The sequence below is a fragment of the Moraxella sp. CTOTU47915 genome, assembly GCF_031986685.1.
Taxonomy (GTDB): Bacteria; Pseudomonadota; Gammaproteobacteria; order Pseudomonadales; family Moraxellaceae; genus Faucicola; species Faucicola tetraodonis.
Genome location: NZ_DAMAAE010000010.1, coordinates 16,710 through 29,883 on the forward strand (window position 1 = coordinate 16,710; position 13,174 = coordinate 29,883).

The 13,174-nt window shown below is 43.6% G+C and carries 12 protein-coding genes; 5 read left to right on the forward strand and 7 right to left on the reverse strand.

What is annotated here, in order from left to right; all coding sequences use genetic code 11:
• Positions 1-295: 295 nt before the first annotated feature.
• From lysM to RTL34_RS08805, 3 genes are all read left to right on the forward strand, one after another.
• A complete protein-coding gene (lysM, locus tag RTL34_RS08795; RefSeq protein WP_312116272.1) occupies positions 296-805 on the forward strand; it encodes a peptidoglycan-binding protein LysM in 510 nt (169 codons plus the stop codon).
• Positions 806-1,563: 758 nt separating this feature from the next.
• The gene (locus RTL34_RS08800; protein ID WP_312116274.1) at positions 1,564-2,769 is read left to right on the forward strand and encodes an RtcB family protein; all 1,206 of its coding nucleotides are present in this window, start codon (positions 1,564-1,566) and stop codon (positions 2,767-2,769) included.
• A 3-nt stretch (positions 2,770-2,772) separates the two neighbouring features.
• Positions 2,773-2,997, forward strand: coding sequence for a hypothetical protein (locus RTL34_RS08805; protein ID WP_160001443.1), 225 nt, complete (start codon positions 2,773-2,775; stop codon positions 2,995-2,997).
• 54 nt (positions 2,998-3,051) lie between these two features.
• Here RTL34_RS08805 and RTL34_RS08810 read toward each other — a convergent pair whose 3' ends face one another.
• The 5 genes from RTL34_RS08810 to leuC form a co-directional block, all read right to left on the reverse strand.
• Positions 3,052-4,359: a L,D-transpeptidase family protein gene (locus tag RTL34_RS08810; RefSeq protein WP_312116278.1), complete on the reverse strand. Its 1,308-nt coding sequence runs from the start codon at positions 4,357-4,359 to the stop codon at positions 3,052-3,054.
• A gap of 216 nt (positions 4,360-4,575) precedes the next feature.
• Positions 4,576-5,646, reverse strand: a complete 1,071-nt coding sequence (gene leuB, locus RTL34_RS08815; RefSeq protein ID WP_312116281.1) for a 3-isopropylmalate dehydrogenase — start codon at positions 5,644-5,646, stop codon at positions 4,576-4,578.
• Positions 5,647-5,776: 130 nt separating this feature from the next.
• On the reverse strand, positions 5,777-6,421 hold the full coding sequence (locus tag RTL34_RS08820; protein ID WP_312116283.1) for a hypothetical protein: 645 nt from the start codon (positions 6,419-6,421) through the stop codon (positions 5,777-5,779).
• Positions 6,422-6,723: 302 nt separating this feature from the next.
• Positions 6,724-7,374, reverse strand: a complete 651-nt coding sequence (leuD, locus tag RTL34_RS08825) for a 3-isopropylmalate dehydratase small subunit (RefSeq protein WP_076774050.1) — start codon at positions 7,372-7,374, stop codon at positions 6,724-6,726.
• 9 nt (positions 7,375-7,383) lie between these two features.
• Positions 7,384-8,802, reverse strand: a complete 1,419-nt coding sequence (gene leuC / locus RTL34_RS08830; protein WP_312116285.1) for a 3-isopropylmalate dehydratase large subunit — start codon at positions 8,800-8,802, stop codon at positions 7,384-7,386.
• Between the two features lie 247 nt (positions 8,803-9,049).
• Here leuC and RTL34_RS08835 point away from each other — a divergent pair, with 247 nt between their 5' ends.
• Positions 9,050-9,940: a LysR family transcriptional regulator gene (locus RTL34_RS08835; RefSeq protein ID WP_065252955.1), complete on the forward strand. Its 891-nt coding sequence runs from the start codon at positions 9,050-9,052 to the stop codon at positions 9,938-9,940.
• 52 nt (positions 9,941-9,992) lie between these two features.
• On the opposite strand, the gene RTL34_RS08840 is transcribed toward RTL34_RS08835, so the two are convergent.
• Together RTL34_RS08840 and RTL34_RS08845 are read right to left on the reverse strand one after the other, a co-directional pair.
• On the reverse strand, positions 9,993-11,396 hold the full coding sequence (locus RTL34_RS08840; protein WP_312116288.1) for an outer membrane protein transport protein: 1,404 nt from the start codon (positions 11,394-11,396) through the stop codon (positions 9,993-9,995).
• 272 nt (positions 11,397-11,668) lie between these two features.
• Positions 11,669-12,364 carry a DUF3108 domain-containing protein gene (locus RTL34_RS08845; RefSeq protein ID WP_312116290.1) on the reverse strand — a complete coding sequence of 232 codons (696 nt, stop codon included), beginning with the start codon at positions 12,362-12,364 and terminating at the stop codon, positions 11,669-11,671.
• Between the two features lie 402 nt (positions 12,365-12,766).
• Here RTL34_RS08845 and RTL34_RS08850 point away from each other — a divergent pair, with 402 nt between their 5' ends.
• Entirely contained in the window at positions 12,767-13,060 is a 294-nt protein-coding gene (locus RTL34_RS08850; protein ID WP_197931485.1) for a co-chaperone GroES, read from the forward strand.
• Positions 13,061-13,174 lie beyond the last annotated feature (114 nt).

A 13,174-nucleotide genomic window follows, 5' to 3' on the forward strand; every position in this document is an offset into this window, starting at 1 on the left:
AATGGCATAGAAAATTGGCGTAATAAATGACGTAATAAATGACGTAATAAATGACGTAATAAATGAAAGGATACTTGCAATCAGTAACATTCCTTTACTAAATACTTATGCTCATCGATTTAAGTTTTTGATAATCTAGAGGGCAACTAGAATAACGCCATCATTAACACGATTATCGTTGTAGTGATTTGAGGTCGTTCTAGTCATTTGAGGTGTTGAAACGGTCATTTAGGAGTTTCAACCAACCAGACATTAAAAATCGCACATTAAAATATTACAACATAAGGAAAAACAAATGGGACTATTTAGTTTTGCAAAAGACATCGGTGATAAAATCTTTCATCGTAACAAAGACGCAGCGCCAGCATCGACACCTGCATCAAATGTCGCACCAACCACAGCGCCTGCAGCCTCTACTGAGCCATCTGCCCAAGAGATTGCAAACTTATTGATTCAGCGTATCCAACAAAATGCACACATTGACAATCTATCAGTCACCTATGACGGCAACACTGACAAAGTAACCATTAATGGTTCTGCTGCTAACCAAGCAGAGCGCGAAAAAGCCATTCTAGCGGCAGGTAATGTACAGTATGTTGCACAAGTGGAAGACCATATCACGGTTGCGACGCAAGAGCCAGAATCTCGTATGTACACAGTGAAATCAGGCGATACGCTGTCAAAAATTTCAAAAGAAGTATATGGCGATCCTAACCAATACAACAAAATCTTTGAAGCCAACAAACCATTACTATCTGACCCAAACAAAATCTATCCAGGTCAAGTACTGCGTATTCCAGCTTAATTTTTACCTTAAGCCTTATAAACAACCAGTGACCGCTGTCGCTGGTTTTTTTATAAAAAAATTTGCATATCGACAAATAAAGTTTTATAGTATGCCGCTGATTCATTAGTTTCGATAACATATCAAACTGTGAATGCACTCAAAATTTTATTTCAGCTTTGTTTTGGCATTTTGATGTTAGTACCATCGCCAAAACCGCCACCCTAGCAAAAGGGAAAAAGGAGACACATGATGTCCGTACTTACTCACAACGTAAAACTTCTAAACAACACTGTTGATGTGTCTGCCGTCTGTTTTAACTAATTAAAATTTGGTTTTTTAACCGCGTATATGCGATACGCCCCACATTTACCGATTTTGATTTATCAAACCCAAAGCATCACCATCAATAGTAACTGACGGATAATAAAGCGAATTTTGGCTTTTGATTATGTTTGTTGTGATGGTAATAATTTGGGTTTTTTGTTGTCTAAAATTTTCCTATTTTCCCATGTCCCTATTTTTACATGTCACAGAAATCGTCGGATAGCTAAAACGCACCCTGCGGTAACAAACTTTCTCAGAGCAGCTAGTTTTTCAAGCGCATTTATGTGTGTCAGTCTTGTTTGCCAGTCGTGTTAAACGATTGGATGGCGTCTTATTGTTTAAATTTACTTATCAAAGTTATTTTAAAAAATTTTAATTATCACTTATTGGTCTAAATTTGCTACGCTAAAAATTTTAAGGGTGTGAATTTAGCATTAAAACAGAAAAAATATATGAGTATTCAATTAGTATTAAATAAATCTGCGCAACATGGCGTACCTGTCAAAGTATTTACCAAAGATATTGAACAAGAAGCCATCCAGCAGTTACGTAATCTTGCCCAACTTGAATTTGTCCATCACCACATTGCAGTGATGCCTGATGTGCACGTGGGCAAAGGTGCGACTGTGGGTAGTGTCATTCCGACTAAAGATGCGATTATTCCTGCGGCGGTGGGTGTGGATATCGGCTGCGGCATGAACGCGGTGCGACTGTCGCTAAAAGCCCACCAATTGCCCGATAATCTAGCTAAAATCCGTACAGCGATTGAAGCCAAAGTCCCTGTCGGTTTTAACCAGCACCAAGTCATCACGGTGAAAATGACTACGCTTGACCCGCTTGCCAAACGCTTAAAGCGCATCACCGACAAGCACAAGGGGCTGCTCAAAATGCTGCGAAACTTTGAGCGAACTTGGGCAAAACAGCTCGGTACGCTGGGTGGTGGTAATCATTTTATTGAGCTATGTATCGATGAAAATGAGGATGTCTGGGTGATGCTGCATTCGGGCAGTCGCGGCATTGGCAACTGTATTGGTGAGTATTTTATTACCCTTGCCAAAAAAAAGCAGCAAAGCCGCTTTGGGCATGTGCCTGACCGTGATTTGGCGTATTTTGCCCAAGGCTCCCATAGTTTTGACGATTATCTTGAGGCGGTGCAGTGGGGGCAGGATTATGCGCTGGAGAATCGCCGCGAGATGATGCGACTCATTGTCAATGTCTTACAGCGTGAGTTACCGCATTTTACCTTGACTCGCGAGGCGATTAATTGCCATCACAATTATGTCAGCCAAGAACACCACTATGGTGAGGATGTTTATGTGACCCGTAAAGGGGCAATTTCTGCTTTCGAGGGTGAGCTTGGTATTATACCTGGCTCGATGGGGGCAAAATCCTATATCGTCAAAGGCAAAGGCAATAGCGAGTCGCTGTGTTCCTGTTCGCATGGGGCAGGGCGACGCATGAGCCGTGGCAAAGCGATTCGGCATTTTAACCTTGATGACCTAAGAGCACAGACGGCGGGCGTGGAGTGCCGTAAAGACAAGGGCGTGATGGATGAAATTCCAGAGGCGTATAAAGATATTGATGCGGTGATGGCGAATCAGTCGGCGCTGGTCGAAGTCGTCCATACGCTCAAACAAGTGATGTGTATTAAAGGATAAACCATGAAAAACCAAAAACAATTAATCAAATTGGGCGAGCAACTGGAGAAAAATCCGTCAATCGCTCAATCCAATTTGGCTGTTAAACCCCGTAATTACTTGGCGTTAAATCCGCTTTTGCAAAAAGGCGGACTGCATGAAAAAGACGATGTCGAAATCGCCCGTAAGAAACAACGCAGGCAGACCAAGCAGGATTTGCGAAAACAAGTTTGGCGACAGGAATCGTAATAACCAAACACCCCAGATTTTGGGGTGTTTATTTGATGCCCATACAATATAAACTTATTCAAATACCACGTCTGCGCCATCGGCTATTGTGCCATACAGACTTAGCGCATCCCAATTGGTCAAACGCACACAACCGTGTGATTTTTGCGCGCTGATTAACTCAGGCTCAGGCGAGCCATGAATGCCAAAGCTTCTTTTTGAAAGTCCAATCCAAGCGCGCCCCACAGGGTTGTTGGGTCCTGGTGGTAGCCACTTTTCTTTGGAAGAAAAATCAGTATTATAGGTGGGGTTTAATACCCGATTTTTAACTTTTAAACTGCCAGACGGTGAGGGGGTGTAGTTGGAACCCACGGTTGTCGGGTAGCTTGCAACGAGCTCACCACTAGCGGCATAGGCGTACAAGATATTTTTCTTTTTATCGCTCACAACCTTGGTCACTTCCGTCATATTGGGCTGATAAGGATTGTAGACGGTGATAACGTTACCCGCTTTGAGTGGCGTGGTGGGGTTTAATCGACTCACCAGTTTTTGACTCATATGGAACTTTTCAGCTACCGCTTCACGCGCTGATTTGTATTGCATGTCTTTAGGCGCTTTGGTGATAACCAAATCATCGCGCGTTAGCTGATAATTGATAAAAATCGGCTGCTTATTTAAAGTGTCGTTGCTGGTTAACGCTGACCAAGTGGCTTCATTCATCGTGGTGGTTACGGGCAGATTGTGCTTTTGCTGAAAAATCTGCATCGCTTTGATGGTGTTTTTATTCATTATCCCTGTCAGCGCACCCACACTATGCCCATGCCAGTTAAGCAGTGCTTGGGTCTTAAATACCAGCAGTTCATCAGGCTTAATGAACACTTGTTTTGATGGTAACGCGTCTTTGTTAGCCACGGTTGACGAATTGTCATTCGTTGATTGTTTGAGCGCAGTATAGTCAATAGTTGATTGAAAACCCGATGCAGATTGGGTCGTTGAAGCAGATGCGGTTGATGCGGCTTGTGACGCCACCACCGCAGAGGCAGGCATGGCTTTTAATTCAATAGCGCCTATTGGTGACCAACTCACTTGGTTCACTTGCTGGGCAACCATGGGTAAATTATCAGTGGTGTAGGCAATCTCTGGCAAGGCTTGTTTCAGTCGTTGCTGCACCAAGCTTGTGCCAATAAACTGTTGACTGACATTGGCTTTTAGCGTTGGGGCAGGCGAAGAGGCAGCGACACTTGCGGTTGTGCTGGCTGCAGTATTTGCTGTCGCAACTGTGGGTACATCCATCGCTTGATTGGGTGACTGTTGACAGGCAGATAAACTGATAGCAAGCAGCACGCTTGTGAAGCAAGGTAAGATTTTATGATGAGAAAACATAGGCATTGAATTTTGAGAAAAATTTAGCAAGTGAGGATGGAAGGTCATCGAAGTTTTAGAGAAACGATCATGGCATACTATAGCAAAACCCAGTTGAAGATAAGCAGGATTTTACAAATTTTTCAAAAAAATGTTGGCAAAAATGCCATAAAAAAAGGCAGGTTAGACCAGCTAACACTGCCTTTAATGCAGGGTAAAAATTAGGCTAATCAAAGATTATAAGTTAGCGATGACCGCATCCCCCATGTCTGAACAAGAAACCAGCGTGGTGCCTTGTTCAAAGATATCGCCTGTGCGTAACCCTTGCTGTAATACTTTTTGCACTGCTTGCTCAACCTGTGTGGCACGGGCTTCATCATTGAGGCTATAACGTAACAGCATCGCCAATGACAAAATGGTTGCCAATGGGTTGGCTTTATTTTGACCTGCAATATCAGGGGCAGAGCCATGCGATGGTTCATATAGCCCTTTGCCTGTGTCATTTAAGCTCGCGGATGGCAGCATACCAATAGAGCCAGTCAGCATCGAGGCTTGATCTGACAAAATATCGCCAAAAATATTGCCAGTGGCAATTACATCAAACTGTTTTGGGGCTTTGACCAGCTGCATCGCTGCATTGTCGACATACATGTGAGTCAATTCAACATCGGGGTATTGGGCAGCGACTTCAGTGAAAATCTGCTTCCAAAACTCTGTGGTCTCAAGTACGTTGGCTTTATCAACTGAGCAGAGTTTTTTACCGCGTTTTTGCGCCGCTTCAAAGGCGACTTTGGCGATACGGCGAATTTCTGATTCGCTGTATTTCATGGTGTTGTAGCCTTCTTTCTCGCCGTTCTCAAGCGTGCGAATACCGCGTGGTTCACCAAAATAAATATCGCCGGTGAGCTCACGGACGATCAAAATATCTAAGCCAGATACCACCTCAGGTTTTAAAGTTGAGGCATTGGCAAGCTCTGGATAAAGAATGGCTGGGCGAAGATTGGCAAATAGATTTAAGTCTTTACGAATCGCCAGTAATCCACGCTCTGGGCGCACTGAGCGTTCAAGGTTATCATACTGTGGGCCGCCTACAGCGCCGAGCAATACCGCATCAGCCTTGCGGCACAAATTTTGGGTAGCTTCTGGATAGGGTGAGCCATGCGCATCATACGCTGAGCCACCTAACAGCCCATACTCATAGCGAGCGTCTAATCCTTGCTCGATTAATTTGTCCAATACTTTGACAGCTTGTCCAATGATTTCAGGACCAATACCATCACCTTGTAATACGGCGATCTGTTTTGTCATGTTACTTCCTTCACGTTAATCCACAACTTTTTGCTGACAACGCAGCTTTTAAAATTTTGTTAGTTTCTAAAAAATAATCGAATCAGGCATTATTGAATGACGCTTTTTTGCGTCACGCTTTAAGGCGCATCTATAAAGCAATCTTTATAAATTCATTCGATAAAGCGCCTTGCTGATTAGGTTTTTTACACCATTGATTGGTAAGTTTGGCATTTTCATACAAATCAATACACAGGGGCGTTGGGGCAGACTGCGCTAGCAAACTATAATCGGTCTTTTGAATTTGGCGGTAGGCTTTGAGCTCATAGCGTTTACCGCTTTCAAAACGATGGATAAAACTAAAACTTTCAACCGTCGTCAAGTCCTCATCCAAATAAAAACGGGTGGCAACCATGTGCTGACCACTCGGAAAACTTACCAAGTAGTTTGGCATAGTAGACTTGCTCTGCGGCTTACTCATCAAGGGTGTGACGGTCACAGGGCTGGCAACTTGGCTATGGTTGCCAAGGGTAGCGCTCGGGGTGTGAGTCGATTGATTAATAACTGCCAATGTGCCAATACGATTGATTTCACAGGCATAAACGCCTGTGCATTTTAGTGTGCTTTTGCCTGCAGCAATCGGTTGCGGCGCTGTTACCACTGAGGGTTTGGCGCGTGCGCTTGGTTGCTTTGTCATTGATTGACAGCCAGATAGCGCCACTGCCGAATAAATCGCAATGGCTATACCTACAACAGGCAAACAGTCAGGGCGAAAAAAGCGCTTCGTAAACATCATGGTCGTTATTCCCTCAAATCAAAAAAGGCAACTAAAATATTGCAGTAACAGGGTGGCTGCCATAGTTAGACGATGATAATTATGGCGGATGATGCCATGATTTAAACACAGTCATAGGCACGCTAAAATGTGACTAACATAACCAATATGCCAACCTTTGTCAAAAAATGCCTTTGTCAAAAAATGCTTCTTTAGACACGGCTTATACGCAGGATGGGATACATGATGGATAAACTATCAATGATAAATCATCAATGATGAAACGCTACTAACAGTGGACATTTACTTAACCAAGCAGCAGCCTAAACAGCGCCTGTGCCAAATACCCAAGGGCGTGATTGTTTGGCGTTCTCTTCATACGCTTTGATGCTATCAGCTTGCTGTAAGGTAAGACCAATATCGTCTAAACCGTTGAGCAGACAGTGCTTACGGAATTCATCGACGTCAAACGCATAGCTTTTACCTGAGGGTGAAATCACTTGCTGTTTTTCTAAATCCACGGTTAATTGGTAGCCATCTTGGGCAAAACATTCGGCAAACAATTCACTGACCGCATCTTCGCTTAAAATCACTGGCAACATGCCATTTTTAAAGCAGTTATTGTAGAAAATATCGGCAAAACTGGGGGCAATCACCGTACGAAAACCGTATTCTTCGAGCGCCCAAGGGGCATGCTCACGGCTTGAACCACAACCAAAGTTTTTACGCGCAAGCAAAATGTTAGCACCTTGATAACGGGGCTGATTCAAAATAAAATCAGGGTTAATGGGGCGTTTGCTATTGTCTTGACCAGGATAGCCTTCGTCCAAATAACGCCATTCATCAAATAGATTGGCACCAAATCCTGTGCGTTTGATAGATTTCAAAAACTGTTTTGGAATGATTTGGTCAGTGTCCACGTTTGAGCGGTCTAGTGGGCAGACAATGCCTTGCTCAAGGGTATATTTTTTCATAGTTCTACCTTAAAAATTTCTCACGTCAACAAAATGACCCGCTAATGCGGCGGCAGCTGCCATCGCAGGGCTGACCAAATGGGTGCGTCCGCCATTGCCTTGACGACCTTCAAAGTTACGATTCGAGGTACTAGCGCAATGTTCTTTTGGCTGCAATTTATCCGCGTTCATGGCGAGGCACATCGAGCAGCCTGGCTCCCGCCATTCAAAACCGGCTGCGGTAAAGATTTTATCTAGCCCTTCGCTTTCTGCTTGTTGTTTAACCAACCCAGAACCAGCTACCACAATCGCTTCTTTGACGCTATCTGCGACTCTGCGACCTTTGATAACCGCCGCCGCCGCGCGAATATCTTCAATACGTGAGTTGGTACAAGAGCCGATAAACACCCGATCGACTTTGATGTCAGTGACCGGTTGGCCTGCGGTCAAACCCATATACTCATAAGCGCGTGTCCAAGCCTCTTTTTGTACGTCATCTTTTGCCGCATCTAGGGTAGGGACGTGCGCGCTGATATCCACCACCATTTCAGGGGATGTGCCCCAAGACACTTGGGGTGCGATGTCCGCGCCTGCCATCTCAATGACGGTATCAAATACAGCATCGCCATCTGAGTGTAGGGTTTGCCAGTAAGCCACGGCCTTATCCCACATTTCACCGGTAGGCGCATAGGGACGACCTTTGACGTATTCAATGGTGGTGTCATCAACGGCTACCATACCAACGCGCGCACCGGCTTCAATCGCCATGTTACACACGGTCATACGTCCTTCCATGCTCATGTCACGGAACACATCGCCTGCAAATTCAATGGCGTAGCCCGTTCCGCCCGCGGTGCCGATTTTTGCAATAATCGCTAGTACCACGTCTTTGGGGGTGACACCTTCACCCAATTTGCCATCGACTTTGATAAGCATATTTTTCATCTTGGTTTGCACAAGACACTGCGTTGCCAATACATGCTCAACTTCACTGGTACCGATACCGTGGGCAAGACAGCCTAACGCACCATGGGTTGCGGTATGTGAGTCGCCACACACTACGGTCATCCCAGGTAATACCAAACCTTGTTCTGGGCCTACCACATGCACAATACCTTGGCGCACGTCATTGATGGTAAATTCAGTGATGTTAAATTTGGCACAGTTTTCATCAAGTGTGGCTACTTGCAAGCGAGAGACGTCATCTTTAATACCTGCCACCCCTTCTTTACGTTCGCTTGCCACTGTTGGAACATTATGGTCAGGGGTGGCGACGTTTGCTGACAAACGCCAAGGGTCACGATTTGCCAATGACAAGCCTTCAAATGCTTGTGGGCTTGTGACTTCGTGTAATAAATGACGGTCGATATAGATAAGACTAGAACCGTCGTCTCGTTGATTGACTAAGTGGTCTTGCCAAAGTTTATCATAAAGCGTTTGTGCTGCCATGACACATATCCTATGGTTTTTTTATAAAAGGGCGTAGTAATTGGGTACACAATAACGCCATTATAACAAAGAAAAATGATAATTTTAATTGATGATTTTTATATTTTATAAAAATTTTAGGAATGTATTGGACGATTAAATAAATTGTATTTGTCCATACGTTATCTTATAATCTTATTTAATGTATTTTTTAAAGAATGAAACTTTTATTTATATCAAATGGTAGGATTTTATTGTTGGGGGAAAGATGAATACCACAAATTTAAATACTTTTTTAGCGGTTATGCAAACAGGTAGTATCTCGCAGGCGGCTGATAAATTATTTATTACACAGCCTGCAGTAAGTAAGCGTATCAAAAACTTAGAAGACGAATTTGATGTCACCCTTTTTGATACAGTGGGTCGTGGTATTATCCCAACCCAAGCGGCGCATGACTTGATACCCCATGCCAAACGCTGGCTAGATGATTACGACAATCTAAAAATTAATCTTAAAAACCGCCAGCAAACAGTATCAGGCAAACTGATTATCGGTACCAGTCATCATATTGGCTTACATCATTTGCCAGCTGTCCTCAAACAATTTATCCAAAGCTATCCTGCGGTACAGCTTGAAGTGCATTTTGTCGATTCTGAGCAAGCGCATAAAGCAGTCCTTGATGGCGACTTGTCATTGGCTTTTTTAACGCTACCCCCTGTGTATGATAAACGTCTAAATTATCATATGCTATGGTCAGATCCGCTGCATTTTGTGACAGGCATTTTATCGCCACTCGCGCATAAAATGAACGTGACGCTTGAGCAATTGGCAAATTATCCAGCGATTCTACCCGCCGCCAATACCTTTACCAGCCAAATCACTTTAGCTGAATTTGCCAAATATAACTTAAAACCGTATGCCACCATGAGCACCAATCCGCTGGAGTCGATTCGTATGTTGGTATCGGTTGGGCTAGGCTGGTCGGTGTTACCGCAGACGTTAGTCAATCAAGATTTACAGCCGATTAACATGGATACCCCCGTTGAGTTACAACGCTATTTGGGGTTGGTCACTAACCCCAATATCACGGTATCTGCAAGCATGGCAGCCTTGCTTGATATGTTAGGATTAGAGGTGGATGGTAAACATCGCGATTAATGGTTCGACATAAAAAAAAGCCTATCGATGTGATAGGCTTTTTTTATGAGACTTATTTTTTCTGATAAGTTAAACGCAGCCCGTAAATCCAAGCATCGTTATTTTGGAAATCACCCACTAAGTCGCCATTGGGGATTTTTGATTTGGCATCGCCAAACATCAAATATTTCACGCCTGCCGACACGGCGACTTCGGGTGTAACATTGTACTTGGCGCCTAGACCCACATTCCAATGACCTTCCACAGGTCCTAAGGTGGTGGTGGGATCACCCGCGCCGCTATCCCAACCCACTGAGCCTGATACTGCCCATTGATTACTTAATTTTTTACCCAAGCCCACTTCTGCTGCCCAGCCATCATCTGAGTAATCAATCAAGTTTAAACCATTGGGATATAGGGGTTTAAAATCCGCGCCGGTGGCTTTTTTGGTCGTTGCATTATACAGAGGCGGTTTGATTGAAAAATCACTCCAAGGTACCCAGCGCAGTTTTGCGGTCAACAGCGTGGTTGGATTAAGACCTGTTTGAAAGTCAACATTCACAGATTTTGGGGTAGTGATGGTCATGTCATAACTGCCTGATTCGCCAGTTGCTGGCATGTATTCATACGCTACGGTGTCATGATCAATTTCAGAGCGATAAGTCAACGCCGCTTTAAGCGCAATTTCAGGTTTGCTATAGGCCAAACCTGCCATCCAACCATAACCATTCGATTGGGCAAAGATACCATCATAACCTTGGGTCGAATTGTAGGCTGTACCGCGTAAATGCACTTCACCTTCTAATTTTTGTAATACCGGCCCGCCATATACTTGCCAGTTATTTTTTTCGCCAAATTTGACCCCCACCAAACCCGTGAAGTTTTTACTATCAACGGAGGCATTGGTACCTTCGTTGGGATGCTGAGCGATATTGCTTGCTAGATTGTAGGCTGCCCCTGCTTGCTGTGCGGTTTTAAGCGCGGTAGCCGCGTTATAAGCGAGTGTTTGGTTGGTTGGATCTGCTTGATAAGCAGCAGCGGCAGTTTTTGCAGCTGTGGCGGCTGCTAGCGCCGCTTGTCCTGCAGCAGCAACCTGCTGCGCGCTGACTGTACCATTGACAAAGTTATTATTGCCGGTGAACTCAACATCCGCGCCCCACGGCTGGTCAAAAAACACACCCACACTGACTTTATCGTTGATGTCTGCTTTTGCCCCATAATTGATAAAATCATAGTTTAGCGCCATGTTGTTGGTATCGCGACCTTCTTCGTACGTGGTTGGCGAAGGGGTGGTGGCCGCATTGTCTTTGCCACTAATCGATGGGTCGATGGTGATTCGTTCGATGTACGCAAAAGTGCCATCTTGCGTAAACCCCCAACTTGGCTGAGTTGAGCGGTCAAGCCCTGCGGCTTGGGCAGCGCTAGCAAATGAAATGCTGGCAATAGCGAGTGTTAAGGATTGCAATCTTAATGACATGAAATACTCCCTTTTACATGGATATTGATAAAGTGCGAATTGGAGAGCTTGCTAAAGGTTGCTAAAAGGTATGAGAAACTTAGACAGGATAGTGAGGCCTTCCAATGGACCCACAAAGAATAGTTAAAAACTTACGCCTTGACAACTTATGGCTTACAAAAATGACGCCAATTTCTGACCTGATAAGTCACTAATAGCGTATTTACAGTGACATAAACATAAAAAAACACCGATTAATATAATCGGTGTTTGAGTCAAAGCATGACAAAGTATTAATTTACTCTAGCCAGATTCATTTCCATTTTTCTACCATCATTGTTTTGAACGACTTTAACAGGTAGATAATCAAGTTTTGGGGCTAACCAAAAACTGGTTTGACGGTCTTTATCATCATGTACGCGATCGATACGCACCACATCAAAAGTACCCGCTGGCACGGTAATGCGAGTCATGGCAGATTTTTTGAAGGGCACCGCTTCAACGGTATTGCGATCTGCCATGTAATAGTTACCACGGAACTTGCCTGCTTTTAAATCTTCCCGAATTTGAATTTCTAAACTTAAATCATCATACGCAGGCTGTGGCAAAGCAATGACTTTGTTTTGACCTTTATAATTGGTGACCAGTTGTTTTTTTGCGTTATTAAAGTTTAATGTGGTAGTTCGACCCGTCCCTAAGATTTTGTATTGGGTTAATGCGCTCACCGGTAAGATAGCGCCATTGGTATTGACAAAATTGGCGGTTTGCTTGGCACTGGCTAATTTACCGACACTTGCATTAACATTATAAAAATACTGATTGCCAGTTTGGGTCAATACACGGCTTGCGGTACCATTATATTTGCCTTCAATATTAAAATTATAGGTTGCATTAAAAGGGGCAACTGCCGCATTCGCTATAGAAGTGATAGCCATCGCTGACACGAGTGAAGTACTTACTAACAGTTTTTTTACTAAAGAATTTTTCATGTTTCATCCATCAAATAACGTTCATCAGATAAGGTTAAATCTATTTGGTATGCATACAGTAGTATTGATGGCAAGCAAATACAAGCCAGTTAACAAAAGATTGTGATTGTGCAATAAACGACAGTCTTTATGAGGTATTTGGGTGAAGGGGTTAAAAAATTGACAACAAATTGCAAAATTTCGTAATTTTCTGCTTGAACAAATTGGCATACATCCCCACTGTTAGACAGTGAATTGATAACATGTGATAAGCATAGGATTATTTATGTAAACAGATAGTTATCATCTTTTTGTGGTCGGCAAAATAGAGGGGGTCTTTTGAGCCAACCTCTGAGCTGATCACAGCTTTCAAAGCTAACTACGGCTTTCAAACAATAATTTAACAGTTAATTTATGGAGTAGATTATGGCAATTCGTCCTTTACATGATCGTATCGTCGTGCGTCGCAGCGAAGAAGAACAAAAAACAGCTGGCGGTTTATTGCTAGCAGGCGGCGCCCAAGAAAAACCGTCTCAAGGTGAAGTCATTGCAGTAGGTAATGGTCAAATCCGTGAAAACGGTGATGTACGTGCGCTCGATGTCAAAGTCGGCGACAAAGTACTCTTTGGTCAATATGCCGGCTCAACGGTTAAAGTAGATGGTGAAGAATTATTGATTATGAAAGAAAGTGATGTATTGGGTGTGATTGAAGGTTAATCAGTCATTACTTTAAACAATCGTTTTTTACCCAAAAGCTAATTTACTTAGTCTTAATTTACCTGGTCTTAATCTAACTGGTTAAGTACTTGGTAAAGTAATTGATAGCAACCG